The organism is Deinococcus frigens DSM 12807, assembly GCF_000701425.1.
GTDB classification, from domain to species: domain Bacteria; phylum Deinococcota; class Deinococci; order Deinococcales; family Deinococcaceae; genus Deinococcus; species Deinococcus frigens.
In genome coordinates this window covers 41,169-67,754 of record NZ_JNIW01000018.1, presented here as the reverse complement: position 1 = coordinate 67,754, position 26,586 = coordinate 41,169, and the positions used below count along the sequence as shown (strand labels likewise).

Sequence of the window (26,586 nt, the reverse complement as noted above, 5' to 3'; positions counted from 1 at the left end):
GACGTTGAGACCCTCGGACCTGGCTCACGCCAGTTGAAACTCGGGGCTGACCAGCGCCAGATACAGCCGCTGCCTGGGATTCAGACCTTTCAGGGCGGCCTGCACGGGACTGTTCTCGGTACCGAAGAGGGCCAGATCGCCGGGCGCGGCGTCCAGGGTGGGGGCGGCGTTGCCCAGGGCAAGCGCGGCGGCCACCTGCATGCGCGTCAGCAGCACCGAGTCGTTGATCCACCCGCGCCCGCCGTCCCAGCCCTTGACCGTATCGGGTTGCAGCAGGGTCTGGCCCATCTTGCCAGCGGTCTGGGCCAGGTTCAGTATCTGCCTGGCTTCCAGCTTGGGTTGTCCCAGCGTCCTCACCGCGCCCACGATGTACTCCACCGGCCCCCGGATGATGCTGGCGCGGTTCTGGGGTGCGTAAAAGGCCGCGCTGGACAGCAGTTCTTCCAGCACCGCGCCGACGTTGCCGTTCGTGCGGCGAAAGGTTTCGGCGCTGCCCTGCACCGCTCCCTCACCCGGCGTATCGGCCAGAAAGGCGCGGTGGAGCTTGCGCGATATGAACACGGCGGTCTGCGGGTGCGTGGCGGCGATGCGGATCACGTCCCCAAAATCCAGCTTGCCGCTGTGGCCCAGGTAGGTCTTGGGGCCGTCGTCGTGCTGCCTGGGGTTGTAGCTGGCCTTGACCGGTTCCAGGTAAGTGTTCTTGGGAGTGCCGCGCCCGCCCTCGATACTCCAGCCGGTCAGTGCCCTCGCGCCCTCGTGGACGTCCTGTTCGGTGTAATTGGGGTTGTCGGGGGTGCCGATGCCCAGCGTGAACAGCTCCATCAGCTCGCGGGCAAAGTTCTCGTTGGGCTTGCCCTTCTTGTTCCTGTCGTTGTCCAGGTAGCGCAGCATGGCGGGCGTCTGCGCGATGTCCAGCGTGAACTCCTCGAAGCTGGGACCAGCCGCGTGCTGGCGCAGCAGCCCCAGATAGGCGGCCAGGGCCGGGTGGTTCTTGACCTTGTCGGTGCCGATCACGAAATGGTTGCTCCAGGTCAGGGCCAGCTTCTCGCGCAGCGGGTGGGGGCTGTACATCAGCTCGAACAGCCACGCGGCGCGCGTGAGCTGGAGCATTGCGCTGGGGGCCGCGCCCACCGAGGGATCGAAGGGATTGGCAGGGGCGGGGTTGCTGGATGCCGTGCGGGCGTCGAATGTCAGGGCCGCCTGAGCCACGGCGCGGGCATCTTTGCCCACCAGGGCGCGAATCTGCGCGTCGGTTGCGCCGAACGCGGTGCGCCGCAGAAAATGCGCGGCGTCTTCCAGGCTGAGTTTGGTGGTGTGTGGGGGCAGGCTCACGGGGTCTCCTTCTGAGAGGCGGGCTGGGGAGCGGGCTGGGGAGCGGGGCTGGTCTGGACCTTAGAGGCGTCCACCTTCAAAAAAGTTCCCAGACCAGCCGTGTCTCCCCGGCCCACCTTGGCCAGTGCCGTTTCAAGGACGTTCTGGGGCAGGTTGCCCACCAGCCACACGAAGCCGCCGCCCACCTTGCGGGACGCGATGCCCGGCGCGGCGCGTACCCCTCTGGGCGCGGTCACCAGCGCGAACACGTTCACGCCGTCGGTCAGGCTGACTTCCAGGCCGCCATTGGGCCGACTGCGGACGCCCACGGGCTGGATTCCGGCGGGCAGCCGCAGCCCCGGCAGCGCCGCGAGGACGGCGGGGCGCAGGCCCTGGGGCAGGGCGGGCAGGGCCACCTTCACGCGGGCGGGCTGGGCACTCACCTGCTGGAACACGGCGCGGCGGGCGGGCGTGCCGTCCGGGAAGCTCTCCTGATATGCCAGCGGAATGTTCCACTCCAGGTCGATCCACAGCGTCCAGCGCGCAGCCTGGCCCACCTTTGGCGTCAGCTCGAAACGGGTGGTGGTGCGGCCTGCCACCGCTTCCTGGCCCGCCCGACTGATATTGAAATTGCGCGTGATCAGGCCGGGGCGAAATGGCACGCGCGGCAGCGCCCCCGCCGTCTTGGTGGGCAGATCGCGCGGCGGAAACAGCACCGTGACCTCCACCGTGCCGCGCGCCTCCAGCGTCCGCGCCTGCTTCAGCGCCGCGAGTAGATCGTCCGCACCGGATGCGTCCGCCGCTCCCGACAGAACCAGCAGCCCCACCAGCGCGGTCCCCAGCACCAGCCCCCTCACCAGCCGTCTCCCCAGGCACGCTGATACACCCCATACGCCGCGCTGGCGGGCAGCTCCGGCGCGGGCCGCAGCACCGTGACGCCCGCCACCACCGCCGCCGAGGCCAGCAACGTGCCCACCCAACCTGCGCGCAGGGACCGCTGACGGGACCCCTGCTGCTGGGCCTGGCGAGCGCGGTGGCGGCCCAGAAAGCGCTCGGCGGCCCCACTGTCGGTGGGCGTCGGGGCGCGGGCGTGGGCGAACAGGGTGTCCAGATCGTGGTCAGTCATGGGAGGAGTCCTCTGGCTTGGCGGGAAGATTGGGAGTGGTTCACGGCCTGATTCCGGCTGCGGTCAGGTACGCCCGCAGTGCGGCGCGGCCCCGGTTGATGCGGCTCTTGACGGTGCCCAGTTCCACGCCGGTGATGGCGGCGATCTCGGTGTAGTCCAGGCCCGAGAGTTCGCGCAGCGAGACGGCCTCGCGCTGGTCTGCGGGCAGGGTCTGCATGGCGCGGGCCAGCCGGGCGCGCAGGTCGGCCTGCTCCCCGGCGTGGACCGGATCGTGCGGGGCAGCGGGTTCAGGGGAGTGGCTGAGTGGGACGGTGGGGTGGCCCTTGGCTTTCAATGCCTTGTGGCAGGCATTCAGCGTGATGCGGTGCAGCCAGGTGCTGAAGGCCGCCTCGCCCCGGAACCTCTTCAAGCCCCTGTGGACGGCGATAAAGACCTCTTGCACCACGTCGTCTGCCGCGCCCGGCCCCACCATTCCGGCGGCCAGGCGGTGAATCCCGGCGGCGTGCCGGGTCACCAGCGCCTCGAAGGCGGCCTCGTCACTCCCGGCCAGGCGGGCGAGGTGCAGATCGGACGGCTGCACCTCGGAAACTTCCGGCAGGTCCTGCACGGACGGGCGGACCACAGTTGGGTTAGAGGCTGGGGGGTCATTCAAGCTCACCTCGTACCTTAGAGGGCGTGAGATGAAAAAAAGTTCCCGTCCCCTGCTCTGCCCTTCCCCGCACCTGCCCGCTACACTGTCTCCATGACTGCCCGCGCCCCACTCTCGCGCTCTGCCGAGGATTACCTCAAGCAGCTTTACATGCTGGGCCACTCCGACAAGGCCCGGTCTGAAAAAGCCCGGTCTGAAAAGAGTGTGGGCAAGGGCAGCGGCCAGAAAGTAAGCACCCAGGCGCTGGCCGACGCGCTGGAGGTGGCCCCCGCCAGCGTGACCGGCATGCTGCGCAAGCTGACCGAGCAGGGGCTGGTGTCGCACGCGCCGTACCAGGGCGCGGCCCTGACCGCCGAGGGCGAGCGCGTGGCGCTGGAAGTGCTGCGGCACCACCGCCTGCTGGAACTGTTCCTGCACCGCGCCCTGGGCGTGCCGCTGGACGAGGTGCATGAGGAAGCCGAGCGGCTGGAACACGCCCTGAGCGAGCGTCTGGAAGCCCGCATTGCCGCGTGGCTGGGCGATCCCACGCACGATCCGCACGGCGACCCGATTCCCACCCTGGACGGCGCTCTGCCCGCCCGCGCCGAGCGCCGCCTGTCGCAACTGGCCGCCGGGGACACCGGCGTGATCGCGCGCGTGCCTGACGCCGACGCCGCGCAACTGCGCGCCCTGGTGGGTGCCGGCCTGACCCCCGGCGCGGGGGTGGTGGTGGAGGCCGTGGACATTGCCCTGGGCACCCTGCGCCTGCGGGCAGGCGGCAGGGCGCTGACACTTTCACTGAACGTGGCTGCACAGGTGGGCGTTGCGCCGCAGGGGGACGCGCCGGATTAGCGGCGGCTGGGACGCCAGCAACCCCCCCTCGCTCCAGAGCAGCTGTCATTGGAGAAGTGTCGCGTCGAGGAAAGCCGAAAGGTTGGCTGGACGTCGGGCAGAGGCCGGGGGGGGAGTCGCGGCGCAAGGGCGAGGAAGAACTTCAGCGGTGGACCCTTCCAGGACGGTGGATGATTTTCAATCCAGCCTCAGCTTGCCGCCGTTCCGCCCCGCAGAAATGCCGCCACCCGCTGGGGCAACTCGCCCGGGTCCATTAAAAAGGCGTCGTGGCCGTGGATGCTGTCCAGTTCCCAGTAGGTGGCGTTCGGCAGCAGGGCGGCCCCGGCGCTGACCTCCGCCGCCGGATACAGCATGTCGCTGGAAATGCCTACCGCCAGCACCGGAACGCGGATGGCGGCCAGTTCGGCGGCGTTCGGCTGAAAGTCGTCCATCGCGCCGGTCAGGGTCACGTAACTGCGCTCGCAGAAGCGGGCCAGCAGTTTCTCGCCCTGGTACTCCAAGTAAGAGGTAACGGCGTGCACGCCCGGCCTGCGCTGTCCTGTCTGCGTGACGGCCAGGCTCTGCGGGCTGCGGTAGGACAGCATGGCGACCATACGCGCCACCTTTAACCCCTCGCCGCCGGGGGCCGCACGGATGGCGGCGCGGGCGGCGCTGTTCAGGCCCACCGCCCACGGCGAATGCCGCACCGGCGCACCGATCACCACGGCCCGCGACACCAGATCGGGGCATTCCAGCAGCCACGCGTAGGCCAGCAGTCCGCCCATGCTCGCGCCGATGATGCGCACCCGCCGCACGCCCAGATGCTCCAGCAGCGCCCGCCCCACGCGGACCATGTCGCGCAGAGAGATGGGCATGTCCCCCAGTTGAGAGGGACCGTCCGTGCCCGCGCAGCCGCCCAGCACGTTGGCGCAGACGATGAATTCCCGTGTGGGATCGAGGGGCCGCCCCGCGCCCAGAAAGTCTGGCCACCAGTCATGCACGGCGCTGTTGCCGGTCAGGGCGTGCAGGACCAGCGTGGCCTCGCCCTGCGCCTCGCCGTAGGTGTGGTAGGCCACCTGCACGTCACTCAGGGGCCGACCGCAGTCCAGCAACAGCGGCGAGGTACGGAACAGCACGGCGGTTTTCTGCGTCCGGTCAGTGGGCGAACATCGCTCCGCTTCGGCGGTCAGCGGCGGGGCGGGGGCGGCGCGGGACAGGGCGGTCACGCCTCCTCTCCAGCTCCCGTGCCTTCCACTGGGGCTTCCACTGGGGCTTCCACTGGGGCTTCCATCAGGGCGGCGGCCAGCGCCTGCGCGAAGTCTTCCGTGATGTCGTCGATATGCTCGATGCCCAGCGACACGCGCACCAGCCCCGGCGTGACCCCTGCTGCCGTCTGCGATTCCACGTCAAGCTGGCTGTGGGTGGTGCTGGCCGGATGAATCACCAGCGTGCGGTTGTCGCCCACGTTGGCCACGTGCTGCGCGAGTTGCACGCTACGGATAAAGGCCTCGCCCGCCTCGCGCCCGCCCGCCAGCTCAAAGGTCAGCACGCCGCCCGCGCCGCGCGGCAGATAGTGCTGGGCGCGGTCAAAGTGCTTGTGGTTGCTCAGGCCGGGGTAAGTGATGCGGGAGACGTCGGGGTGGCCCGAGAGCCACGTCGCTAGCGCGTGCGTGTTCTGCGCCTGCCGCTCGGCCCGCAGCGACAGCGTTTCCAGCCCCTGAATAAATTGCCACGCCTGCTGCGGGGCCAGGGTGGTCCCCAGATCGCGCAGCCCCTCGGTGCGGGCGCGGGTAATAAAGGCGACGTTGGGCAGGCCCAGCGGGTTGCCCTCGCCGAAGGTGTCCCAGAACTTCAGGCCGTGGTAGCTGGGGCTGGGTTCGGTCATCAGCGGGTAGCGCCCGTTGCCCCAGTCGAAATTCCCGCCGTCCACGATGATGCCGCCGATGCCGTTGCCGTGGCCGCCGATCCACTTGCTGGCCGATTCCACGATCACGTTTGCGCCGTGCCTGAGCGGCTGGCAGTAGTACCCGCCCGCCCCGAAGGTGTTGTCCACGAACACCGCCACGCCCTGCTTGTGGGCCACGGCGGCAATCGCCTCAAAATCGGGAATATTCAGCGCCGGATTGCCGATGGTCTCCAGATACACGGCGCGGGTCTTGTCGTCGATCAGCGCGGCAAACTCCTCCGGGCGCTCATCCTTGCCGGTGAACCGGACCTCTATCCCCAGCCGCTTGAGGGTCACGCGGAACTGGTTGACCGTGCCGCCGTACAGGTTGGGCGTGGACACGATGTTGTCCCCGGCCTGCGCCACGTTCAGGAGCGCCACGAGTTGCGCGGCGTGCCCGCTGGACACCGATAGTGCTGCGACACCACCTTCCAGCGCCGCGATCCGCTCCTCCAGCACTGCGTTGGTGGGGTTCATGATGCGGCTGTAGATGTTGCCGAACGCGCGCAACCCAAACAGGTCGGCGGCGTGCTGCGGCGACTCGAAGACGTAGCTGTTGGTGGGGTAGATCGGCACGGCCTGAGAGCCGGTGGTGGGATCGGGCTTCTGACCGGCGTGGACTTGCAGGGTTTCAAATTTCTGGGGCATGGACTGGCCTCCGCTGTGGCTGGGTGGGGGCCGCCTGGAAACAGCGCGACGCCCCTTCTCTTTGAAGTGATGAGAAGGGGCGAATATCGTCATCCGCGTGACCTTCCCGCTTGGTCCCGCCCTCTTGCTACGCTCATCGTTGAGCCGCAGATCCCGGGGGGGCTGGCCTTGGCACCGTGACGCAATGAAGTCCGGTTGCCGCGCCGTCAACGAGCCAGTTCTCTCGGGCGCTCTGAAGTGGGGTGGTGCTGACCAAAACTGACTCCACGCGGGAGCTGGGGTCAGGTTAGCGGCCAGGGTGGGGGCGGGTCAAGGTGGGGCGGGTAGACAGGCTGGACGCCTGACGTCCCCCACCAAGGGCCATCACGGTGCAATCCTTCGGCCCTGCTGGACCCGAATGGGGAGCGGCCATCCACGCGGCTTTGGAATACGGCGTCGCCGCCTGGAACGAGAACAAGGGCCAGTTCCAGCATGGTTCCAGGGGTATGAGGTGGGCGGTGAGGAGAGGCGAGTCGATCCACCGCTCCTGAAGCATCTGTCCGGGTGACAGCAGCGGGAAAGAGGACTCCCGATGCTTCCATTCTCTCAGAGACTCGGCACAGCTCACTCACTTCGTTCGGTCAAAAGTGAACCACTCTTTTGACAGAGGCCCTCAACCCTCTTATCCGCCCACCGCTCCGCGCAGTTCCCACCACGCGCGCGGCAGCATCAGCAGTTTGCGGGTGCCGCTGACATAGGCGCGGCGGTTGAAGTTGTCGTAATCGGCGCGTTCCAGATCGTCCAGAATGCCCTCGTAGGCGCGGGCAGCGGTGGCGACGGCCAGGCGGGCGCTGCCGTGCAGGCAGGGAATCCCGGCGCGGCCCTCGGCGTACCAGTCGCGGGCCAGGGCGCACAGGTGGGCCATTAAAGCGCGGTATTCGGGCGTGACCATGCCGCGTTCCAGATCGCGGCGGCTCACGCCGTACTCGGCCAGCAGGCTCTGGGGCAGGTAGACCCGCCCGCGCGTCAGGTCCTCGCCCACGTCGCGCAGGATGTTGGTCAGTTGCATCGCCTGACCCAGCATCAGGGCGTGGTTCAGGGTCTGCTCGCCGCCGCTGTAGCCGCTGACTGGGACGATCATGAAGCCGATGACCCCGGCCACCCGGCGGCAGTACAGCGTCAGGTCGTCCATGTCGCGGTAGACGTGACCGTTCAGGTCCATCCGCAGGCCCTCGTGCAGCTCGGCGAAGGCTGACAGGGGAATGGGATAAGTGCGGGTAGCCCAGGCCAGCGCGGTGTCTACCGGATCGGGTCCGGCGCGGTCCGCGAAGGCGGCCTGCACGCGGCCCCACCACGCGTCCAGCTCGGCGCTCACGCTGGCAGCGGTGGATTCGTCGGCAATATCGTCGCCGGTGCGGCAGGCCGCATACACCGCCCAGACCGCCTGCCGCTGCCGCAACGGGAACAGGCGCGATCCCAGGTAAAAGGTCTTGCTGTGGTCCCGCGTCACCTCCCGGCAATGGGCCACCGCCTGCGCCGGGGCAGCGGGGTTCTGGGGGGAGGGCAGGGACGCATTGATCATGGACAGATTCCTTATGGGCGAGTCTAGGGGGTCTGCAACGGGCAAACCTCCCACATTCTTACAGACTCCTGACATCGGGGCGCGCGTGCGGCGGCGAGAAGAGAGATCAGCCCCTGACACAGCGCCGTCCTGACTGCACCGTCTAATTACGTTGCCTGGTTACGCTGCACTGTCCTGGCGGTGGTTTTTAACGTAGCGCCCGAACCTCACCGCACCTATGCCCAGGCCGTCCGTGAGCTGCATTCCGGGCAGTTGCCGCGCCACCCACGCCGGATCGGGAAAGTTCAGACCGCCCAGCGCGGGTTTTGAGAGGGTGCTTTGCAGCGGGCCGCCCGTGCGCGGCACGTACATCAGCCACAACTGACCGCCGGGGCGCAGCACGCGCTCCAGCTCACGCAGCAAGCGGGCCGGGTCATGCGTCTCGTTCAGCGTCGCGCCTGCCGTTACGCCATCGAAGCTCTCGCCGGGCAGGCCGCTGTCCTCCAGATTCAGCAGCGCCCAGTCGATCAGCGCACTTTTCTCGCGCCGCATGCCCTCGCGCAGCATCGGGGCGCTCAGATCGGCGGCCAGCACCCGGCAATCTGCCGCCGCCAGCAGGCCCGCGTAGAAACCGGCGCTGGTCCCGGCGTCCAGCCAGTCCTGCCCCGGCTGCGGCCCGCACAGCGCCCGGAAAAGCCGTGCCTCACGCTTCAGCCCAAAGGGCACGCCGCTCAGCAGGCTCAGCGACCTGGCGCGCCACAGCATGTAGCCGCGCGCCGTGACTTCCAGCGTATTGCTGTGCTGGGCCAGGGTTAAGGCGGGCCGATCACCTGCGTCCGGGTTCAGGTTTCCTTGCATCTGGGGCATTTTTGGCACATCAGCCATTATGCTGGGCGGTATCTGGCCTGTCTGTTCGCGCCACTATGATGGCGTGGGGCCGCTCCCCGGAGGGAATGCATGGAAGAACGCAAGAGTATGGGAGGGGCCATTGTCGACGTGTTCGATGCGGGCGTGACCCTCATCAAATCCGAGATCAATGCGCTGATCAAAAAGGTCAGCGACATCGCCAAGGCCAAGGGCATCGGCGTGGTCCTGCTGCTGGCCGCCACCGGGCCGCTGGTGCTGGCGCTGATCTTCCTGATTCTGGCTGTGTTCTACGGCCTGATGCGCCTGGGCCTGGGCGCGTGGGCCGCCGCGCTGCTGATCGCCGTCCTCAGCTTCGTGGTGACCGGCGTGATGATCCTGCTGGGCATCCGCAAGCTGGGCGCGGAAGTCGAGACCGACGAACCCCGCGCCGATGCACCCCGTCCCAAGAGCTTTGCCGCCATGACTGAGGACGAGCGCCTGGAAGCCCAGTACCAGGCCGAACAGGCCGAGAAGGCCGCCCGCGAACGCCGCGCCGCGCCGCCCACTCAGGGGCAGACCACTCAGGGGCAGGCCGCCCCGGTTCAGGGCAAGGCTCAGGGGAGCACGCCCACCAGCACCATCGTCGTCTCGTCCAGCGCCGCGCCGCGCGGAACCGCAGATGCGGCGGGCACGGCGGGCGTCGGCCTGGGTGCATCGGTGCAGCGCACTGCGGGCAATACCCAGGCGCGCGTGGGCGCACCGGACCTTGCCAGGGATCAGGATTCGCGCCAGCCCGCCAGCCGGACCTCGGTGGAAGTTCCGCGCGATCCGCAGCAGTACGCCGCCGGTGAAAACCGCTACGTGGCCGCCGACAGCCAGCAGGCCACCGTGCGCGTCGAGGGCGGCACCGCCACCGTCCCGGTGTACGAGAGCGAGCCGGACGGTTCGGCCCAGATGTACGGCGACTCGCTGAACGAGAAACTGGATAGAGGCGAGGTTCCCAGCGCCAACCACGCTGAAACCGGCGTGCGAACCGATAAGGGCCACGATCCCCGGCTTCAGGACCCGGTAGTGCTGGACGACGCCCCCGGTATTCCGGTCAGCACCGATCCCACCTACAAGGACGACATCAAAAAGGGCGGAGGTGAGTACTGATGGCCGACTTGAATTCCACCTCTGGCCTGACCGAGCGCGAGGCCGCCCGTGAACGCCTGAAAGCCAGCCTGGACGTGCTGGCCGAGCGCGCCAACTTGCAGGTACAGATGCAAAAGGAACCGGCCAAGATGCTGGGCGGCGCGTCCGCCGTGGGCGCGGTGCTGGGCCTGCTGATCGGCACGCAGTTCAAGCGGACCAGGACAATCTACGTGGACGCCGAGAGTCCGCTCAAGTATCAGAAAGAACTGGTCAAGGCCCAGAAGTCGCAGAAGGGCGGCGGCGGTGTGGGCGGCGCGCTGCTCGCCACCCTGGGCACCCTGGCGGTCAAGACCCTCTCAGACCGCGTACTGGCCCCCAAGCTGGAGGAAATCGCGCAGAACATGCTGGAAAAGTCCGGGGAGGCCCCCAAATCCAGAGGGGAGAGGCCAAAGGGGACCGAGCGTTCGGCGACCTCTACCGGGCCGTCTTTGAGCAAGAGTGAAACCCCGGTTGCGGCCTCTGGGTCCGGTCCCAAGCCTATGGGTACGGCGTCCACCAGTCCCAGCGCCACCGCCTCTTTCCTGAAGCCCGCGCCCACAGATCAGGCCGAGAGCTACAACGGCCAGTCCGACGCCGCAGGCAGCGCGCCGCCTATGGCCGCCAGCCACGAGCATCCCGGCGTGGTACCCACTCCCAAGAGCGTGGTGGAGGCCAAGGCCCAGGGCAGCGTGATCGCCCCCGACGAGAAGGGCAATCCCAACCTGCGCTGATCGCCGCCGGCCACAGACAGCCCACCGCGCAATGGTGGGCTGTTTTTTGATGTTCTGTGCGCGCCTCTGCTAGCGTGCGCAGCATGACTGGCACCCGCAGCACCCGGCAGCGCGACGTGATTGCCCAGGTTCTGGGCCGCGCGCCGGGGCCGCTGGCGGTGGCCGAGGTCCTGGAACTGGCCCAGAGCGATCTGCCGGGCCTGGGCATCGCTACCGTGTACCGCACCCTGAAACTGCTGACTGGGCAGGGCCAGATCCACCCGGTCACGCTGGACGGCGAGACCCGCTACGAGGCGGCGGGCAAGGGCCACCACCACCACTTTTCCTGCACCCGCTGTGGGCGCGTGTTCACGCTGCACACCTGTCCCGTCGCGCTGCCCAGGGGCACGGTGTACCCCGGCGGCTTCGTGGTAGAGGCGCACGAGGTCACGCTGTACGGTCAGTGCCCCGAATGCGCCTTACACTGAAATGAGCGCCAGGAAGAGGCGAGGCCGGGAGGCATCCGGGACAACTCCTGTCAGCCCCCCCGCCCTCTGCCCTCTGCCCCCACCGGGGGTTCCGCACACCAGCGTCTGCTTCCATGCTTCACATGAAGGAGTCTTTATGACCAGAGTGTTGTTGCCCGTGGCCCTCGTGTCGACCGCTGTGCTCATGACCGCTGTGCTCAGTGCCTGTGGGGGCGGCAGTCCGGCACCCACCGCCGCTGCCCTGGAACTGACCGGCAGCACGTCGCTGGCCATCGGCGCACCGGCACGGTTGAGCGCCGTGGTCCGCGACAGCAGTGGCAGCGTCCTTCCCAGCGCAGTGACCTACACGTCCAGCCAACCCAATGTGATCGACGTGGACGCCGGGGGCAATCTGACCGTAAAGCGCCTGACGGCCACCAACTGGCCGGTGGAAGTCACGGCCAGCGCGGGCGGCAAGACGGCAACCCTGGTGATCTCGACCTATGGGCTGGAACTGGCGGTGGGCACCTACGTGTGGAATCTCCAGCCTGCCGGGGCCGCGCCGGGGCGCTTTATCGCTGTGCGCTACCGCCCGCAAAGCGGGGGAACGGAAGCCTCGACCTTCACAGTCACGGCCCCCGGCAACGAACGGCTGACCTGCACTCTGTCCTTCAAGGACATCAACGGCTGGTGCTGGTGGGCGCTGCCAGACGCCACGAAATTTCCTGCGGGCGAATACCGTGCAACGCTGGTCCAGAACGGGGTGACTTACGCGACCACGGCGGCTCTGCCGCAGTCAAAAGCGACGCTGGGCTTTGTGGCGGGGGCCACGGCGACGATCAATCAACGGAATGTGACCTTTGCGGGTAAGGTGCCTGCCGGTTCGAGGTGGCTGTATTCCTACGTGGCCAAGAGCCGGATCGAACGGTCTTCCCTGAACGGGATGGGCCTGGAAAGCGCCGGCATTACCGGTAGCCGGTCCACCCCTCCGGTGGAGGATAGACTGGCCGTGTCCGTGTACTCCACTGCCTTGCCCGCCGCATTGAAGGTGGGGGCCGACGTGCCCGCCGGGAGCTACGACACCTGGATCACGGCCATGTCCGGCAACCTCAGCAGCTTTGCCGAGGTGTTGCCCGAGCAGTTCAATGTCTCCGCCACCTTCGGGGGCAAGGTCACCCTGCCGTAGAGCACTGGTCAAAAGAGATGTTTACTTTTGACCGAACAAAGTGAGTGACTTTAGCCGGGCATTTGGGACTGGCACAGCTCCGTAGCAGAGAATGGAAGCGTCGGGAGTCTCCTTTCCCGCTGCTGTCATTCGGACAGATGCTCTAACCCCCGCTGCCTTATCCAGCGAAAGGCTGCGCCTGCTGGCTGTCTGGCTGGCCAGGGGGCGCGTCCAGCACCCCCTCGGGCACCCCTGCCAGTGCCCCGTGCACTACTTCTAATCCTGCGCCCGGCCTGTGCCCCTGCTCGCTCAGGGTGCGCTTCCAGTACCGCGCGCCCGGCTGCCCGGCGAACAGGCCCAGTGTGTGTTTCATCATGCGGTTCAGGGGTTGCCCGGCCCTCAATTCGGCGGCCACGAAGGGTAAAAAGGCCTTGATGACCTCGCGGCGGGTGGGCGGCGTCACGTCCTCACCGAACACGTCCCGGTCCGCCGTCGCCAGGCTGTACGGCGTCTGATACGCGGCCCGCCCGATCATCGCGCCGTCGGCCCAGGTCAGGGCGTCCCGCGCAGCCTCCAGCGTCAGCAGTCCGCCATTGAGCACAACGGTTAACTCGGGGAAATCGGCCTTGAGCTGCCGCACCACGTCATGACGCAGCGGCGGAATCTCGCGGTTTTCTTTTGGCGATAGACCCGAAAGCCACGCCTTGCGCGCATGAACGATGAACGTTTCGCAGCCCGCCGCCGCCACCGTCCGCACGAAATGGCTCAGATGTTCATAGCTGTCCAGATCGTCGATACCGATGCGGTGCTTGACAGTCACGGGCCGCCCAGTTGCGCCGCGCATGGCCTCCACCGCGCGGGCCACCACGTCCGGCGAGGCCATCAGGCACGCGCCGAAGGCCCCGCTGCTGACGCGGTCACTGGGGCAGCCGCAGTTCAGGTTGATCTCGTCGTAACCGTAGTCCGTGGCGATGCGGGCGCACTCGGCCAGCGCCGCCGCGTTGCTGCCGCCCAGTTGCAGGGCCACCGGATGCTCGGCCTCTCCAAAAGCCAGGTGCCGCGCGCGGTCCCCGTGCAGGATCGCGCCCGTGGTGATCATCTCGGTGTACAGCAGCGTGCGGCGCGTCAGGGTGCGGTGAAAGGCCCGGCAATGGCGGTCCGTCCAGTCCATCATCGGCGCGACCGACAGGGTGTATGGGGGCGGTGTCAAAGTGGGTGGTGTCGAAGGGGGCGGGGCAGAGGCGGGCATGGCAAGGGGCAGTGTAAAGGGAGGCGCGTGGGCAAAACGTGCCGCCGCGCCTCCCTCTAGTGGATTGCTCTACAACTCCCGCCCCGTTCCCGTATCCGCGTCAAAGGTGGTTCCCGAATCATCGGTGTCTTTGGGGCGATCTGGCACGGCCTTGGGCGTCTGGCGCTCGCGGCCAAGCGGCGTGTTGGTCATACCACTCTCGGATTCGTCGTAGTAGCCGCTGCGGTCACTCATGTCGTTGCCCAGGTCGTCGGGCAGGCCGCCCTGCCGATCAGTGGGCCGGTCATCGGGGGGGCTGGCGTCTGGATTTTTCGTCATGCCGCGAGTCTAGATACCAAAGGGCACGGCGTGGAAAGCCGGGTCTTTATGCAGGGTTGCGACGGCCCATGCTTGCCCCGCGCTCAGTCCTGGCCGCTGACGTACATCAGCGCGCCGAACAGCGCCAGGTTTTTCAGGAACTGCGTCTGCTGCTGCTCGCGCTCCCTGCCGCTCTTGTCCCAGAAGGGGTGGCCGACGACGGTGGTGGGAATCAGGCTGGTGGCCAGCGCCGTGCCTGCCAGACGGGGAAACAGACCCAGCGCCAGCAGACCGCCCGCGCCCAGCATCACGCCGCTGTTGATCTTGACGGCCAGTTCGGGCTGCGGAACCTCGGCCCCACGCGCGGCACGGACCACCGGATCGGGGTTTTGCAGGTGGTCCAGGCCGTTCTTGATAAAGATGCTGGCAAGCAGCGCCCGCCCGATGAATTTCGCTACGCTCATGGTGATCCTCCTTGGGAATGCCCGGAGTTTAGCGCAGGGGGCCGGGGGCAGGCGGGGCCGACGTTCAGTCAAGGTGGAGATCATACGGACTCCGAGTGAAAGGTGTTGTGAACACCTGGAAATCCGAACGGAGTGAGCAGGAGAAAAACGGGTTCCGGGCGTGGAGTGTAAGAATCGGCGCTGTCCCGATTTCTGCACGAAACAAACGGAATCCGTATCAGATGTCCGTTGCTGGCGGTTGTTCTGGGTGGCCCCACGGTCAATCCCTCCGGGGAACCTCCCCTCAAGGTGCGGTGGCCGTGAAACGGACTGAAGCGCTTCCTGTCAGCCTCTGGCCTCCGCCAACTGCTGCCCCAGCTCGCGCAGCACGCCCTGGACCGCCGCCGTGCCCGCTTCCAGCAGGGCGACATATTCCGCCACGCTCAGCGGGCCGTCCTCCGCGCCGCCCTGGGCCTCGATGATCAGTCCGGCGTCGGTGGCCACCACGTTCAGGTCCGCTCTCGCCGTGCTGTCCTCGGCGTAATCCAGGTCCACGCGCAATTCGTGGCCCACGTAACCCACGCTAATCGCGCCCACCGCATGCAGCAGGGGCCACTCGCTGAGGGTGCCGCCCTTGACCCGCCGATCACAGAAGTCGTGCAGCGCCGCGTGTGCCGCCAGGATGCTCGCCACGCGCGTGCCGCCGTCGGCCACCAGCACATCGCAGTCCACGTAAATGGTCTGGTTTTTAAAGGGGCGCAGATCCATCCCGGCACGCAGGGCACGGCCCAGCAGACGCTGAATCTCGTGCCGCCGCCCATTTTGCAGGCCGCGCTCGCGGGGGGTGCGGTCCTGCGTGGCGCGCGGCAGCATGGCGTACTCGGCGGTCAGCCAGCCCTCCTTCCTGCCGCGCATGTGCGGTGCGGGTTTGTCCTCCAGCGTGACCGTCGCCAGGATCTCGGTGCGCCCCAGCCGCAGGTGCGCGCTGCCCGGCGCGTATGGATTGACGCCGCGCCGCACGGATAGGGGCCGGGGCTGGAGGAGATCCCGCCCCTCGCGGACAGGCAATGTACGGGGAACAGAGGAAGACGACATGGCCCGCAGCTTATCCCCCGAGTGCCGTCAGGTGCAGGGGTTTGGTCTGGGCTGGACATAGCGCCGCGAACACGGGCCGGGCAGCCTTCACGTCGCCGGTCACGAGATAGGACACCTCGCCCTGTTGCTGATGGTCACTCAATAGAGCCGCGTTCTGCAAGACGTTGCGCGTGTGCCGGGCCACCGCCGCGCCGCTGTCCAGCAGGGCGAAGGTGTTGCCAAATTCAGCGCGGATGCTGTTCGCCAGAAAGGGGTAGTGCGTGCAGCCCAGCACCAGTTGGTCTGCGCCCGCCCCGGCCAGCGGGGAGAGTGTTTCGCGCAACACGGCCCGCGTCTGCTCGCTGTCGGCCTGTCCGGCCTCCACCAGCGGGACCAGTTCCGCGCTCACGGCAGTCAGGACGCGCACCCCTGCCGGATCGGCAAAGGTATGGATCACGTCCTGAAGCAGCGTGCCGCGCAGCGTGCCGGGGGTGGCGAGGACGCCCACCACGCCCGTTTGCGTGGCGGCCACGGCAGGCTTGAGCGCGGGCACCAGCCCGATGATCGGCATCTCGAAGCGGGCGCGCAGGTTTTCCAGACTGAATGCGGAGGCCGTGTTGCACGCCACCACCACCGCCTTGACCCCGCGTGAATGCAGTTCAGAGACAGCTCCCCCGGTCAGGGCGCGGATGTCCTCGCCGGGCCGCGCGCCGTAAGGAAGGTGCGCAGTGTCGGCCAGGTAGATGAAATTTTCGTGGGGCAGCAGGCGGCGCAGTTCGCCCAGCACGCTCAGGCCCCCCACACCGCTGTCGAACACACCGATGGGGGCCGGGCGACTCATGCCGACGATGATAGATCAGCCCTGCGGATGCTGACGGTCCAGGCTTTCAATCGCGGCCACCGCCACCGCCGCCACCTGAAGCAGTTCCAGGTGGTACTCCGCGAGGCTGCGCGGGCCGCGCTCAGCCGCCCGCTTGTCATAACTGGGAAATAGCGTCTCGAACACGGCCTGATTGGCCTCGCCCACCTCCTCGGCCAGGACCATCAGCCAGGTGGAGGGATCGTGGTCTTGCTGGCCCCATCTGGCGTCCTGCCGTTGGCGTTCTGCCAGAACCTCGCCCAGCACGCCCGCCGTCGCTTCGCCCATCAGTCCAGCGCCTCGCGGATCGTCTCGCCCAGCGCCGCTATTCCGCGCCCGATCTGCTGGGGCGTGGCGCTGCTGTAGCTCAGGCGCAGGGTGTTCTGGCCGCCGCCCAGGGCGAAGAACGGGCTGCCCGGCACGTAGGCCACGTTGCGGGTCAGGGCGCGCTGGAGCATCCGCGTGCTGTCGATGGTGTCCGGCAGCGTCACCCACAGGAACATGCCGCCCTCGGGCCTGGTGTACTCCACGCCGCCGGGAAACTCCTTTTCAATGTGCCCCAGCATCACGGCGGCGCGTTCGCCATACGCCTTTTTCACGGTCTCGATCTGGCGCGGCAACACCTCGTCCAGCAACTCTGCCACGATCATCTGGTTCAGGGTGGGCGTGTGCAGGTCTGCGCCCTGCTTGGCCTGCACCAGCTTGGAAATGATCGGCGCGGCGGCCTGCACCCAGGCGTCGCGCAGGCCCGGCACGAGGGTCTTGGAAAAGCTGGAGCAGTAGATGACGTAGTTTGCATTCACGTCCCCGGCGTATTCCAGCCCCAGCTCGTACAGGCTGGGCGCGGCCTCGCCGGAAAAGCGCAACTGGCCGTAGGGATCGTCCTCGATGACCAGCACGCCGTACTGCGCGGTCAATTCCACCAGACGGCGGCGGCGCTCGGCATTCAGCGTGCGCCCGGTGGGGTTCTGGAAATTGGGTACGGCGTACAGCAGCTTGGCCGGGGTGGTCTTGAGAATGTCTTCCAGCGCGTCCACGTCGATGCCGCCGTCGTCGGTGGGCATCTGGACATAGCTGGGGCCGTAGGGCTGAAAGGATTGCAGCGCGCCCAGGTACGTCGGCGCTTCCACCAGCACGGTATCCCCCTCCGAGATCAGGATCTTGCCCAGCAAATCCAGCGCCTGCTGGCTGCCGGTCACGATCTGCACGTTGGCGGCGGGAATCCCGGCCCGCTGGCCGATCCATTCCCTCAGCGGCGGGTGGCCCTCGGTGGTGCTGTATTGCAGGGCGGCGGGGCCGTATTTCGTCAACGCAGTGTCGGCGGCGCGTCTGACCTCCTCCAGCGGAAACAGCTCCGGCGCGGGCAATCCCCCGGCAAAGCTGATCACGTCCGGCTGCTGCGTGACCTTTAAAATCTCGCGGATGGCGCTTGCATTCATGTGCCGCGCGCGGTCAGACAGCATGGCCGTGAAGTCGGGGGCAGGACGCATCGGAGTCATGAACAGCATGCTACGCCTGGGGAGGCAGAAGGTGGATAGCAGAAGGCAGAGGGCGGATGGCTCAAAAACTCTGGTTCCTGATTGTGGGAGGCGCTGGTCACACGCCCCCTCACCCCCGCCGCTTGCGCAGCGTCCCTCTCCCACAAGGGGCGAGGGGAAAAGACCGCACACCCCCACCTTTCCAACCGTGTCCAAACGACTTCCTCACCCCTCTGCCCAGACGGGTACAGTAGAGGGGCTTATAAGGAGGCAACCATGCTCGTGACCGGTAACGACATTCTGATTCCCGCCCGCGCTGGCAAGTACGGCGTCGGCTCGTTCAACACCAACAACATGGAGATCACCGAGGCGATCATCCACACCGCCGAGAAACTGCGCAGCCCGGTGATGGTCCAGATGAGCGAGGGGGCCATCAAGTACGGTGGGCAGGACCTGGCGAACATCGTCATTGATCTGGCGACGCGGGCCACTGTGCCCGTCGCCCTGCACCTGGACCACGGCAGCAGCTACGAGTCGGCGCTGAACGCCATCCGCATGGGCTTTACCAGCGTGATGATCGACGCCTCGCACCACGACTTCGCGGGCAACGTGGCAGAGACCCGCCGGGTGGTGGAGGCCGCGCACGCGATGGGCATCAGCGTGGAGGCTGAGATTGGCCGACTGGGCGGCATTGAGGAACACATCGTCGTGGACGAGAAGGACGCCTTTTTAACCGATCCCGCTGAAGCGGTGCAGTTCATAGAGCAGACCGGGACCGATTACCTGGCGATTGCCATCGGCACCAGTCACGGCGCGTTCAAGGGCAAGGGCCGCCCCTACATCGATCACGCGCGCATCGAGAAGATTGCGGGCATGACCGGGATTCCACTGGTGGCGCACGGCTCCAGCGGCGTGCCGCAGGAAATCGTCGAGCGTTTCCGCGCAGCGGGCGGCGAGATTGGCGACGCAGCGGGCATCGCCGACGAGGACCTTCAGCGCGCCACGGGGTTCGGCATCGCCAAGGTCAACGTGGACACGGACCTGAGACTGGCGAGCACCGTGGGCATCCGCGAGGTCTTGCAGGCCACCCCCAAGGAATTCGATCCGCGCAAGATCCTGGGCCGCGCCCGCGACGTGATGGCCCAGGTCATCGAACACAAGATGGGCGTGCTGGGCAGCGTCGGCAAGGCCTGAGCATTCCAGCTTTAGGAGGGGGCGGGGGCCGTGGCTCCGGCCCCACTTCTTGATCGTCCAACGGGCGGGCGCGAGCGGCCAGACGACCGTTCCAGCGCAGTCTTTGCTGACCTTCTGGTGAGCGTTTCTGGCACGAATTCTCACCCGCGCGTCCTATTCTTGACCCTGGCATGAGGGCGGCCCGGTCTCTTCTTTTTCTAGCGTTCTCGGTGTTCCTGGTTTCTGCCCAGACCACCGAGGTCCCTCTTCCATTGACCGGGGGCAATCTGTCGCGGCTGGCGGCCCTGCTGCCGTTGCCAGGCCAGTTTGTCAGCATTTTAGAAAAGCGGCCCAGCCTGTCCACCGTGGGCCTGGAGACGCGGGTCCTGCGGGTGGGCGGCAGTCCGCAAGCGCTTTATCAGGTGATCGTCAGCGCCAGCAAGGGGGTGCGCGCGCCCTGCGATCCCCGGCTGGGCATCACCGAGGAGGAGTACCGGCAGTATCTGGTGTTCCAGTCGGTGCTGGCCTCTACCGGCAAGACGGTCCGGCTGCCCCTGGCGCGCGACAGCAGCCGCGTGGTGTTTGGCAACGTGACCGGCCTTAACGGCGTGCTGGACGGCGTGAGCATCAACCTGCGAACCGGCGAGATGCGCGGCCCGGAAGGATACAGCGCCCTGCCCACGCTGGTCCCGGCCAGCACCGCCCCGGACCGGGTGCTGGATGTCCGCAGCGGCTTTCAGTGGAAGGTGATCGGCAGCGACGCCACCGCTGGAAACGGCGTCAAGGGCACCCTGAATCTGCTGGAACTGGGCAGCGGCATGATCGTCCTCAACTACACCCGCACCAGCATGATCAACCGCAAGCTGGCCGAGGGAGAGATCATCGTCGGCTACGAACGCTGAGACCTGGGTTGGTCTGCGACTGGACCGCGTTCAGGCGAGTGCCCGGCTGGCCTGCCGCACCCGGACGGCGAACAGCGCGGCGATCAGGTACTTGGCCAGGATGTCCGCGAAGATGATCTGAGCGATCTCGCTCCCGGACATGATCCCCACAAAGGCCAGCAGGTTGAACAGCACCGAGTCCAGCGGCACGCTGACCGCGTTGCTGGCCAGCACCCGCATCCACCAACTGCGGTGGATCAGGCGCTGGTACACGGCGGTGTCGGCCAGCTCGCCCACCAGAATCGCCAGGAAAGATGCGCCGATAAAGCGCCACTCGGTGCCGAGGAACAGTGCCGCGACCGTGTTGATCAGCAAGGCGGTGGCGATGGCGATGAACACGGCGTTCAGGCCGCCCGCACGGTGAATCCGGTCCCGCAGCGTGAACACGGCGGCAAAGAAGATGGTTCCGACGCTAAGCAGGCCGTATACCGGCAGCGGAATGAATTTGTTGAGCGTGATGTTGGCGAGCAGTATGCTCAGTGCGTACAGCGCGATCAGCAGCAACGGCAGCGGGGCAGGGCGTCCCCGCGCAGAAAAATGGTTCATGGGTCTTACCTCCGGCCTGGGCGACTGAAGAGGTCACGGGCCGCCGATCAGGGTAGCAGACCGGGCGGGCGGGGAAACGGGTTGTCGGCGGCTCGGTCCGGCGCTGCTGAAAAGTCTGGCTGCGGGAGTGCCCGCCCCGTTTGACCCCCCGCCCCGGCGGGGCAACTCTCCTCAGAGGGAGGTCAGGAGATTGCTGCGCTGCATGGGCTTTTGCGCTGCACGGTCTTCTGAGCTTCTCAGCTCCTTGTGGGGGAGCTGGCCGAGGGGTTTGGCTTCCAGCGCGCCGCACCTTCTGCCCTCGGCAGTGTTGAGTCCCCAGGCATTCTCCCGTCCTCTGAAAGACTGCCGTGATACCCGGCAGGCCATAGTCGGTCCCGTGCGCCGTATCTCCCTTGCCCTGCTGTTTGTGGCTGTCGCCCCGGCGCAGGCCGCCCAGGCCCCACCGCCCGGCTACGTCCTGTCCGGCATGCCGCTGATCCGGCAGAGCTACAACGCCTGCGGCCCCGCCAGTCTGACGCAGGTGCTGCGCTACTACGGCCTGAACGTGGACATGGCGACGGTCAGCCGTTTTACGCGCCCGTCCGAGACCTCGTACATGACCGCGCAGGCGATTCTGGACTTCGCGCCGCGCGTGGACATGGAGGCGCGGCTGTATTCCGGCGGCTCGATCAACACCATGCGGACGGCCATCAGGAACGGCTTTCCCGTGATTGCCCTGCAAACCTACGTTAGCCCCAGCGGGCAGGTCATCCCCCACTGGCGCGTGGTGGTGGGCTTCAATGACGCCTCTGCCCAGGCGTATCTGATGGACCCGCTGCTGGGCTACGTGGCGATGGGCTACGCCGACTTCGCCCGCGTGTGGGCGGACCATCACGGCCAGTTCGCGCTGGTGTACCCGCCGAAATTCTCGGCGACAGTTCGGAAAGTGATCGGCTAGACCAGCAGCAGTTTGACGGTCTGCTCAAGACTGAGATTCGAGGTGTCCAGCACCCGCCAGCCCGCCTCCAGGTAATCGGCGGGCGGCATGGCTAGATGGATGGACGCGATCATCGGCACGAGATTCTGCGTGTCGAATGTCTTGCCCGCGCGCGCCGCGTTGCGCGCCTGGGTCACGTCCAGCGTGGGACACAGGAAGACCGGGCGAACGTCCAGCCCGTCCCAGTGAGCGCGCATTGCCTCCAGATCGGCGGGCCACAGGACGTCGTCCACCACCACCGCAAAGCCTGCCCCGGCGTACAGCCGGGCGTGAAAGGCGGCGGCGCGGCGGGCCAGGGCGAACTGCCGCACAGCTTCCGGCTGGTGGTCCAGGCTGGGATGCACCAGACCCGACACCACCAGTTCGCGCAGGTCATCCACAGGTAGGTGCAGGCCGCGCGGATAGTGCTGGAGCAGGGCGCGGGCCACGCTGGACTTGCCCACGCCCGGACTGCCCGACAGCACCCAGACGGGGCTGTTCATTTAAAGACCCCGCCCTCCTGAATTACCTCGCCGTCTGCGCTCAGGCGTCCGCCGCCGCGCAGATCGGCGATCAGGTCCCAGTGGACGGCGCTGGTATTCACGCCGCCGGTTTCCAGGTAGCTGCGGCCCAGCGCCAGATGCACCGTGCCGCCGATCTTCTCGTCGAAGAGGATGTTGCCCGTGGGGGTCTGGATGCCGCTGTTGGTGCCGATGCCCAGCTCGCCCAGCCGCCGCGCGCCGGGATCGGTGGCTAGGGCGGCGCGCAGCACGTCCTCGCCCTCATTCGCCGTGGCCTCCACCACCTGCCCCGCGCGGAAGACCAGCCGCGCGCCGCGCACCGTGGTGCCGCCGTACTGCGCGGGCACGGTGAAGGTGATGACGCCCTCGGCGCTGTCCTCCAGCGGCCCGGTGAAGACCTCGCCGCTGGGCATATTGCGCTTGCCGTCGCTGTTGGCCCAGGTGCGCCCCCCCACCCGCAGCGTGATGTCGGTGCCGGGCGCTTCAATGCGCACCGTGTCGGCCACGCTCAGGCGCTCGATCAATGCGGCCTGCATGGCGTGGACCTCGCCCCACGCGGCCACCGGGTCCGGGCGGTCCAGGAACATGGCGCGGGTTACGAAGGACTCGAATTCGGGCAGGCTCATGCTGGCCTGCGCGGCGGCGTACGCTGTGGGATACAGCGTCAGGCTCCACTTCTTGCGGGCGCGGATGGCCGCCAGCTCAGCGCGTGAGGCGGTGAGGCGGGCGCGGCGGGCGGCGTCCACCACTCCCGGCTGCTCCGGCGTCAACACGCGCAGGCTGCCGTCCAGCGCCTCAAAATCGGCGGCCTCGGCGGGGTGAAAGCTGCCCAGCACCTCTTCGGAGGCCAGCTCGGCCAGATCGTCCAGTTGCCCCGGATATTCCAGCCGCGTCACGGGCCGCGCGCCGCAGGTCAGCAGGGCGCGGGTCACCTCGCGCAGCAGCGGTGCCGCCTCTGTGCCGCCTGTGACCATCAGCCGCTCGCCAGGGGCCGCGTACAGGCAGTAGTCGGCCAGCAGTTCGGCGTGCTTGGCGGGATCGTAGGGTGCCAGTGTGGGGCTGCTCTGCTCAGAGATCATGGGCCGAGGATAGCGGGGAGCGGGAGAGTGGGGGCAAACAGAGCGGGCGCGACGTTTTGATCTCTGTGCCTCCCTGTTGGGGGGAGGTTCACCGAAGGGGGAGGGGTCCGTGGGACCCGGCCCTTTATCTCTCCGCCCCACCTTCCCTACTTCCCCGCCTCCACCTGCTCCGGCAGCGCGCCCGCCACGCCCCGGTAGGCCGCGCTGGTCATCCAGTACCGCTCCAGCCAGCGCTTGAGCAGTGTGGCGGTGGGAATGGCCATGACCGCGCCCACCGGCCCGGCCAGCGCCAGGCCCACCAGCAAAGCGATCAGAATCGCGGCGGGGCTGAGGCTGACCACCCGGCCCATGATCAGCGGCCCCAGCACGTTGCCCTGGAGCTGGTTGATGACGAAGAACAGCGCCGCCACCAGCCCGATGGTCAGCCCGCCCTGCGAAATCGCCTGCAACATGGCAGCCAGGGCGGCCAGCACGATCCCGATGTACGGCACCAGGCTCAGCAGGCCGCTCAGCGCGCCCAGGGCCAGCGCATTGGGCACCTTCAGGGCCAGCAGGCCCAGCGTGGACAGCACCGCGCCCGTGAGCATCAGCAGCAGTTGGCCGCGCAGAAAACCGCCGAAACTCTGGCCCACGTCCTCCGAGAGCCGCAGCACAGTGGGCTGCGAGGCGCGTGGAAAGACCCGCAGCAGGCTGGCCCCTACCCGCTCGTAATCGATCATAAAATACGCCGCCAGCGTCACGATAAAGCCCAGTTGCCCCAGCCAGCCCACCAGGTTGGACAGCGTGTTGAGCACATTGGGGCCGGAATTGAGCAGCCGCTCCAGCACCGGCCCGGCGTTCTGGGTGATGTTGGTGGTCTGCTCGTCGATGTAGCTGCTGACGCTGTCCTTGAGGCCCTGCACGCCGGGAATGGTGTCCAGCCGCTCCAGCACGTTGAACAGCGCGATTTTGAGGTTAACCGCGATTACCGGAATGCCCGTAATCAGCCCCGTGACCTGCTGGCTGAGGGTCACCAGCAGCAGCGTGGTCAGGCCCAGTGTGACCAGGATCAGCAGCAGCACGCCCACCATCCGCCCGATCTGGCGGCGCTCCAGCCACTCCAGAATCGGGTTGACCAGAAAGGCCAGCCCGTAGGCGGTCAGCACGGTCAGCAGCACGCTCGCCAGCAGCCGCGTTCCCCACAGCAGTGTCCGCACGGCCACCGCGATCAGCACGGCGTAGGCGATCAGGCGCACCAGTGGCATGGCCCACAGCCGCCGGATCAGGTCCCGCACGTCCCGCGCCGCCCGCCAATCGCCCAGAGGACCGCGTGGAGCAGAGGGAGGCGGCTGGGTCATGCCCTATCCTGCCACTTTGGAACAGCTAGAGGTGCGCCCCCGCTGTGCAAGCCGGGGACGCCAGGGCGGGCGGACCTTAAGCCGCGACCGGAACTGAAGTCGGCGGCTCGCTGCGGCTGCCCGCCTTCTGCCAGAAGTACACGGCGGCGATCAATCCCAGCGCGGCCAGATTGACCAGAATCCCGTTGGGAATGATCAGCATGAACGAGGCCACCAGCAGCAGCAGCGCCTGCACAGGGTTGGTCTTGCGGTGCAGGAAGCGCATGGTGGCGGCGCTAAAGGCCACCAGCCCGGTAAACGCGAACAGGATCATCAAGATGGCCGCGCCGAAGGGCAGGCCGCTGAGCTTGTTGTTGGCGATCAAGAGCAGTTGCGGATTGAAGAACATCATGTAGGCCAGCAGCGCGGTTCGCAGCTCGTACTTGAAGGCCTGCACGCCGGTGGCCACCGGATTGCCGCCGCTGATGGCCGCCGCCGCGAAGGCCGCCAGCGCCACCGGCGGCGTGCTGTCGGCCATGATGCCGAAGTAGAAGACGAACATGTGAACGGGCAGCATCTGCACCGGATTGGTGTTGTCCAGGCCCGCGATCTTGGCGATAATCGGCACGATCAGGGCGCTCATTAGAATGTAATTGGCGGTGGTGGGCAGGCCCATGCCCAGGATCAGCGCGATCAGTTGCGCCATCATCAGCACGATCAGGATGGCCCCGAACCCGGCAATCGCCCCGGCGTCCAGACCTGGAATCAATCCCAGCACGTTCAGCAGCAGGTTGCGAACGCCGTCGCTGACCAGTTGTACGATGTCGGCCAGCCCGAAGCCCAGCCCGGTGATGGTCACGATGCCCACGATGATCCCGGCGGCGGCGGTGGCGATGGCGATGCCGATCATGCTGCGTGCGCCGCCCTCGAAGGCGTCGATCAGCTTTTTGCCGCCGTCCCAGAGGCCCTGCCCCACGCTCAGACCATTCTTGCGCCCGAAGTAGACTTCCTGAATGAACATCATGGCGATCATCATGAAGATGGTGTTCAGCGCAACGCGTTCGGGGGTGGCCTCCGGGTTGATGGTCAGCGTGCCGATCAGGTAGCCCAGCGGCACCAGGTAATACCAGCCCTTGACCAGCGTCTGGCGCACGCGCGGCAGCTCATTCTTAGGCAGCCCTTTTAATCCCAGCTTCAGCGCCTCCAGGTGTACCACCACCAGCAGGGCGCTGTAACACAGGAACGCCGGAATGGCCGCCGCCAGGATCAGCGTGCGGTACTCGATGTTCAGGTTCTGCGCCATGATAAAGGCCGCCGCGCCCATCACCGGCGGCATCAGTTGGCCGTTGCTGGAACTGGCCACCTCGATGGCCCCGGCCTTCTCGGCGCTGTAGCCCACCCGTTTCATGGTGCCAATCGTGATGTTGCCCCCGGTGACCACGTTGCTGACCGCCGAGCCGCTGATGATGCCGTTCAGGGCGCTGCTCAGCACACTGGCCTTGGCAGGTCCGCCCCGAAAGCCGCCCAGCGCGCCCTGCGCCACGTTCATGAACCAGTCGCCCGCGCCCAGCTTGTCGAAGATGGCCCCGAACAGCACGAACAGAAAGACGATCTGCGCCGAGACGCCGATGGCCGTACCAAAGATGCCCTCGGTGTTGGCAAACAGTTGGCCCACCACCTGCGGCCACGTTTGCCCAGCATGGAGCTGCAATTGCGGCCCCAGATCGCCCCGGATCAGCCCGCGCGGCCCGGTCAGCGCGTACAGCATGAACACCGAGGCCACGATGGGCATGGCAATCCCGATGGTGCGCCACGCCGCCAGCAGCAGCAAAATGACCATCGCGCTGCCGATGTACACGTCCACGCTGGTCAGCACGCCGCCCTGCACGGTGGCAATAGCGGGGTACTGCACGATCAGGTAGATGGCGGTCCCGGTGGCCAGCAGTCCCAGAATCCAGTCGTACCACGGCACTTTCGTCTGCGGCTCTCCCGGCGTCTTGCGGAAGGGAAAAACCAGGTAGGCCAGGCTGAAGGCAAAGGCCAGGTGAATGGCCCGCAGGGTCAAGGTGTCGATGTTGCCCACCTGCGCGGCGTACATCTGGTATACGCACCACACCACGGCGATCACGGTCACCAGCGTCTTTTGCCAACTGAACAGCTTGCGCCCGCCCGTCTCGGCGGCTTCCATCATCTCCAGGGCGCGGCGTTCGCCCTCGGTCATCTCGGTGCCGGGCGGCTCCAGGCTGGGGTCACTGCTGATCGGTC

At 67.2% G+C, this 26,586-nt stretch carries 28 protein-coding genes and 1 riboswitch; of the genes, 8 read left to right on the top strand and 20 right to left on the bottom strand.

Going from position 1 to position 26,586, the window contains the following annotated elements:
• Positions 1-24: 24 nt before the first annotated feature.
• Genes Q322_RS0109030 through Q322_RS0109015 form a run of 4 tightly spaced genes read right to left on the bottom strand, consistent with a single transcriptional unit; the run spans position 25 to position 3,059 of the window.
• Entirely contained in the window at positions 25-1,332 is a 1,308-nt protein-coding gene (locus Q322_RS0109030; protein ID WP_029477581.1) for a DUF1800 domain-containing protein, read from the bottom strand.
• Positions 1,329-2,168 carry a LolA-like protein gene (locus Q322_RS0109025; protein WP_211248884.1) on the bottom strand — a complete coding sequence of 280 codons (840 nt, stop codon included), beginning with the start codon at positions 2,166-2,168 and terminating at the stop codon, positions 1,329-1,331. The genes Q322_RS0109030 and Q322_RS0109025 overlap by 4 nt, the downstream gene beginning before the upstream one ends.
• Positions 2,165-2,437, bottom strand: a complete 273-nt coding sequence (locus Q322_RS0109020; protein WP_029477579.1) for a hypothetical protein — start codon at positions 2,435-2,437, stop codon at positions 2,165-2,167. The genes Q322_RS0109025 and Q322_RS0109020 overlap by 4 nt, the downstream gene beginning before the upstream one ends.
• A gap of 40 nt (positions 2,438-2,477) precedes the next feature.
• Positions 2,478-3,059, bottom strand: coding sequence for a sigma-70 family RNA polymerase sigma factor (locus tag Q322_RS0109015; protein ID WP_342667663.1), 582 nt, complete (start codon positions 3,057-3,059; stop codon positions 2,478-2,480).
• Between the two features lie 120 nt (positions 3,060-3,179).
• On the opposite strand from Q322_RS0109015, the gene Q322_RS0109010 reads away from it, so the two are divergent.
• Positions 3,180-3,917 (top strand): metal-dependent transcriptional regulator, encoded by a 738-nt coding sequence (locus Q322_RS0109010; RefSeq protein WP_029477577.1) that lies wholly within the window; start codon positions 3,180-3,182, stop codon positions 3,915-3,917.
• 188 nt (positions 3,918-4,105) lie between these two features.
• Here the strand turns inward: Q322_RS0109010 and Q322_RS0109005 are convergent, their stop codons facing one another.
• The 4 genes from Q322_RS0109005 to Q322_RS0108990 all read right to left on the bottom strand — a co-directional run bounded on the left by Q322_RS0109005 (position 4,106) and on the right by Q322_RS0108990 (position 8,896).
• Complete coding sequence (locus Q322_RS0109005) at positions 4,106-5,122, bottom strand: alpha/beta fold hydrolase (protein ID WP_029477576.1); 1,017 nt, start codon at positions 5,120-5,122, stop codon at positions 4,106-4,108.
• A complete protein-coding gene (locus Q322_RS0109000; RefSeq protein WP_051668378.1) occupies positions 5,119-6,489 on the bottom strand; it encodes an O-acetylhomoserine aminocarboxypropyltransferase/cysteine synthase family protein in 1,371 nt (456 codons plus the stop codon). The genes Q322_RS0109005 and Q322_RS0109000 overlap by 4 nt, the downstream gene beginning before the upstream one ends.
• A 144-nt stretch (positions 6,490-6,633) precedes the next feature.
• Positions 6,634-6,732, bottom strand: a riboswitch (SAM riboswitch).
• A 418-nt stretch (positions 6,733-7,150) separates the two neighbouring features.
• The gene (locus Q322_RS0108995) at positions 7,151-8,050 is read right to left on the bottom strand and encodes a phytoene/squalene synthase family protein (RefSeq protein WP_034418096.1); all 900 of its coding nucleotides are present in this window, start codon (positions 8,048-8,050) and stop codon (positions 7,151-7,153) included.
• A gap of 159 nt (positions 8,051-8,209) precedes the next feature.
• A complete protein-coding gene (locus tag Q322_RS0108990; RefSeq protein WP_051668377.1) occupies positions 8,210-8,896 on the bottom strand; it encodes a class I SAM-dependent methyltransferase in 687 nt (228 codons plus the stop codon).
• Between the two features lie 90 nt (positions 8,897-8,986).
• Between Q322_RS0108990 and Q322_RS0108985 the strand changes: the two genes are divergently transcribed.
• The 4 genes from Q322_RS0108985 (at position 8,987) to Q322_RS21705 (ending at position 12,411) form a co-directional block, all read left to right on the top strand.
• Entirely contained in the window at positions 8,987-10,030 is a 1,044-nt protein-coding gene (locus tag Q322_RS0108985; RefSeq protein WP_029477572.1) for a phage holin family protein, read from the top strand.
• Complete coding sequence (locus tag Q322_RS0108980) at positions 10,030-10,779, top strand: hypothetical protein (protein ID WP_029477570.1); 750 nt, start codon at positions 10,030-10,032, stop codon at positions 10,777-10,779. Before Q322_RS0108985 ends, Q322_RS0108980 begins: the two co-directional genes overlap by 1 nt.
• Before the next feature lie 83 nt (positions 10,780-10,862).
• Entirely contained in the window at positions 10,863-11,246 is a 384-nt protein-coding gene (locus Q322_RS0108975) for a Fur family transcriptional regulator (RefSeq protein ID WP_029477569.1), read from the top strand.
• Between the two features lie 184 nt (positions 11,247-11,430).
• On the top strand, positions 11,431-12,411 hold the full coding sequence (locus tag Q322_RS21705) for a hypothetical protein (protein ID WP_162176603.1): 981 nt from the start codon (positions 11,431-11,433) through the stop codon (positions 12,409-12,411).
• Between the two features lie 157 nt (positions 12,412-12,568).
• On the opposite strand, the gene dusA is transcribed toward Q322_RS21705, so the two are convergent.
• From dusA to Q322_RS0108935, 7 genes are all read right to left on the bottom strand, one after another.
• Positions 12,569-13,639: a tRNA dihydrouridine(20/20a) synthase DusA gene (gene dusA / locus Q322_RS0108965; RefSeq protein WP_084147891.1), complete on the bottom strand. Its 1,071-nt coding sequence runs from the start codon at positions 13,637-13,639 to the stop codon at positions 12,569-12,571.
• 69 nt (positions 13,640-13,708) lie between these two features.
• Positions 13,709-13,957 carry a hypothetical protein gene (locus Q322_RS20810; RefSeq protein WP_034418090.1) on the bottom strand — a complete coding sequence of 83 codons (249 nt, stop codon included), beginning with the start codon at positions 13,955-13,957 and terminating at the stop codon, positions 13,709-13,711.
• Between the two features lie 83 nt (positions 13,958-14,040).
• Complete coding sequence (locus Q322_RS0108955; RefSeq protein ID WP_029477565.1) at positions 14,041-14,400, bottom strand: DoxX family protein; 360 nt, start codon at positions 14,398-14,400, stop codon at positions 14,041-14,043.
• Between the two features lie 324 nt (positions 14,401-14,724).
• Positions 14,725-15,474 carry a ribonuclease PH gene (rph, locus tag Q322_RS0108950; RefSeq protein WP_029477564.1) on the bottom strand — a complete coding sequence of 250 codons (750 nt, stop codon included), beginning with the start codon at positions 15,472-15,474 and terminating at the stop codon, positions 14,725-14,727.
• 10 nt (positions 15,475-15,484) lie between these two features.
• A complete protein-coding gene (murI, locus tag Q322_RS0108945) occupies positions 15,485-16,294 on the bottom strand; it encodes a glutamate racemase (protein WP_051668375.1) in 810 nt (269 codons plus the stop codon).
• Positions 16,295-16,309: 15 nt separating this feature from the next.
• Entirely contained in the window at positions 16,310-16,600 is a 291-nt protein-coding gene (locus tag Q322_RS0108940; protein WP_029477562.1) for a nucleoside triphosphate pyrophosphohydrolase family protein, read from the bottom strand.
• Positions 16,600-17,811 (bottom strand): aminotransferase-like domain-containing protein, encoded by a 1,212-nt coding sequence (locus Q322_RS0108935; RefSeq protein ID WP_029477561.1) that lies wholly within the window; start codon positions 17,809-17,811, stop codon positions 16,600-16,602. Before Q322_RS0108935 ends, Q322_RS0108940 begins: the two co-directional genes overlap by 1 nt.
• A 255-nt stretch (positions 17,812-18,066) precedes the next feature.
• Here Q322_RS0108935 and fba point away from each other — a divergent pair, with 255 nt between their 5' ends.
• Positions 18,067-18,984, top strand: coding sequence for a class II fructose-1,6-bisphosphate aldolase (gene fba / locus Q322_RS0108930; RefSeq protein ID WP_029477560.1), 918 nt, complete (start codon positions 18,067-18,069; stop codon positions 18,982-18,984).
• Between the two features lie 170 nt (positions 18,985-19,154).
• Positions 19,155-19,865 (top strand): hypothetical protein, encoded by a 711-nt coding sequence (locus tag Q322_RS0108925; RefSeq protein WP_029477558.1) that lies wholly within the window; start codon positions 19,155-19,157, stop codon positions 19,863-19,865.
• Between the two features lie 30 nt (positions 19,866-19,895).
• On the opposite strand, the gene Q322_RS0108920 is transcribed toward Q322_RS0108925, so the two are convergent.
• Entirely contained in the window at positions 19,896-20,450 is a 555-nt protein-coding gene (locus Q322_RS0108920; RefSeq protein ID WP_029477557.1) for a VUT family protein, read from the bottom strand.
• A 376-nt stretch (positions 20,451-20,826) separates the two neighbouring features.
• Between Q322_RS0108920 and Q322_RS0108915 the strand changes: the two genes are divergently transcribed.
• On the top strand, positions 20,827-21,387 hold the full coding sequence (locus tag Q322_RS0108915) for a C39 family peptidase (RefSeq protein WP_029477556.1): 561 nt from the start codon (positions 20,827-20,829) through the stop codon (positions 21,385-21,387).
• Here Q322_RS0108915 and Q322_RS20805 read toward each other — a convergent pair.
• From Q322_RS20805 to Q322_RS0108895, 4 genes are all read right to left on the bottom strand, one after another.
• A complete protein-coding gene (locus tag Q322_RS20805; RefSeq protein WP_034418087.1) occupies positions 21,384-21,908 on the bottom strand; it encodes a P-loop nucleotide/nucleoside kinase family protein in 525 nt (174 codons plus the stop codon). The genes Q322_RS0108915 and Q322_RS20805 overlap by 4 nt on opposite strands.
• Positions 21,905-23,005 (bottom strand): aminopeptidase, encoded by a 1,101-nt coding sequence (locus Q322_RS0108905; protein WP_029477554.1) that lies wholly within the window; start codon positions 23,003-23,005, stop codon positions 21,905-21,907. The genes Q322_RS20805 and Q322_RS0108905 overlap by 4 nt, the downstream gene beginning before the upstream one ends.
• A 146-nt stretch (positions 23,006-23,151) precedes the next feature.
• A complete protein-coding gene (locus tag Q322_RS0108900; RefSeq protein ID WP_084147890.1) occupies positions 23,152-24,342 on the bottom strand; it encodes an AI-2E family transporter in 1,191 nt (396 codons plus the stop codon).
• A gap of 76 nt (positions 24,343-24,418) precedes the next feature.
• Positions 24,419-26,542: a TRAP transporter permease gene (locus Q322_RS0108895; protein WP_034418112.1), complete on the bottom strand. Its 2,124-nt coding sequence runs from the start codon at positions 26,540-26,542 to the stop codon at positions 24,419-24,421.
• Positions 26,543-26,586 lie beyond the last annotated feature (44 nt).

Excerpts from the sequence above, each read along its gene's own strand:
- Q322_RS0109020 (WP_029477579.1), bottom strand. The coding sequence starts at position 2,437 with ATGACTGACCACGATCTGGACACCCTGTTCGCCCACGCCCGCGCCCCG.
- Q322_RS0109010 (WP_029477577.1), top strand. The coding sequence starts at position 3,180 with ATGACTGCCCGCGCCCCACTCTCGCGCTCTGCCGAGGATTACCTCAAG.
- Q322_RS0109000 (WP_051668378.1), bottom strand. The coding sequence starts at position 6,489 with ATGCCCCAGAAATTTGAAACCCTGCAAGTCCACGCCGGTCAGAAGCCC.
- Q322_RS0108995 (WP_034418096.1), bottom strand. The coding sequence starts at position 8,050 with ATGATCAATGCGTCCCTGCCCTCCCCCCAGAACCCCGCTGCCCCGGCG.
- Q322_RS0108990 (WP_051668377.1), bottom strand. The coding sequence starts at position 8,896 with ATGCCCCAGATGCAAGGAAACCTGAACCCGGACGCAGGTGATCGGCCC.
- Q322_RS0108985 (WP_029477572.1), top strand. The coding sequence starts at position 8,987 with ATGGAAGAACGCAAGAGTATGGGAGGGGCCATTGTCGACGTGTTCGAT.
- Q322_RS0108980 (WP_029477570.1), top strand. The coding sequence starts at position 10,030 with ATGGCCGACTTGAATTCCACCTCTGGCCTGACCGAGCGCGAGGCCGCC.
- Q322_RS0108975 (WP_029477569.1), top strand. The coding sequence starts at position 10,863 with ATGACTGGCACCCGCAGCACCCGGCAGCGCGACGTGATTGCCCAGGTT.
- Q322_RS21705 (WP_162176603.1), top strand. The coding sequence starts at position 11,431 with ATGACCGCTGTGCTCAGTGCCTGTGGGGGCGGCAGTCCGGCACCCACC.
- dusA (WP_084147891.1), bottom strand. The coding sequence starts at position 13,639 with ATGCCCGCCTCTGCCCCGCCCCCTTCGACACCACCCACTTTGACACCG.
- Q322_RS20810 (WP_034418090.1), bottom strand. The coding sequence starts at position 13,957 with ATGACGAAAAATCCAGACGCCAGCCCCCCCGATGACCGGCCCACTGAT.
- Q322_RS0108955 (WP_029477565.1), bottom strand. The coding sequence starts at position 14,400 with ATGAGCGTAGCGAAATTCATCGGGCGGGCGCTGCTTGCCAGCATCTTT.
- rph (WP_029477564.1), bottom strand. The coding sequence starts at position 15,474 with ATGTCGTCTTCCTCTGTTCCCCGTACATTGCCTGTCCGCGAGGGGCGG.
- murI (WP_051668375.1), bottom strand. The coding sequence starts at position 16,294 with ATGAGTCGCCCGGCCCCCATCGGTGTGTTCGACAGCGGTGTGGGGGGC.
- Q322_RS0108940 (WP_029477562.1), bottom strand. The coding sequence starts at position 16,600 with ATGGGCGAAGCGACGGCGGGCGTGCTGGGCGAGGTTCTGGCAGAACGC.
- Q322_RS0108935 (WP_029477561.1), bottom strand. The coding sequence starts at position 17,811 with ATGACTCCGATGCGTCCTGCCCCCGACTTCACGGCCATGCTGTCTGAC.
- fba (WP_029477560.1), top strand. The coding sequence starts at position 18,067 with ATGCTCGTGACCGGTAACGACATTCTGATTCCCGCCCGCGCTGGCAAG.
- Q322_RS0108925 (WP_029477558.1), top strand. The coding sequence starts at position 19,155 with ATGAGGGCGGCCCGGTCTCTTCTTTTTCTAGCGTTCTCGGTGTTCCTG.
- Q322_RS0108920 (WP_029477557.1), bottom strand. The coding sequence starts at position 20,450 with ATGAACCATTTTTCTGCGCGGGGACGCCCTGCCCCGCTGCCGTTGCTG.
- Q322_RS20805 (WP_034418087.1), bottom strand. The coding sequence starts at position 21,908 with ATGAACAGCCCCGTCTGGGTGCTGTCGGGCAGTCCGGGCGTGGGCAAG.
- Q322_RS0108905 (WP_029477554.1), bottom strand. The coding sequence starts at position 23,005 with ATGATCTCTGAGCAGAGCAGCCCCACACTGGCACCCTACGATCCCGCC.
- Q322_RS0108900 (WP_084147890.1), bottom strand. The coding sequence starts at position 24,342 with ATGACCCAGCCGCCTCCCTCTGCTCCACGCGGTCCTCTGGGCGATTGG.
- Q322_RS0108895 (WP_034418112.1), bottom strand. The coding sequence starts at position 26,542 with ATGACCGAGGGCGAACGCCGCGCCCTGGAGATGATGGAAGCCGCCGAG.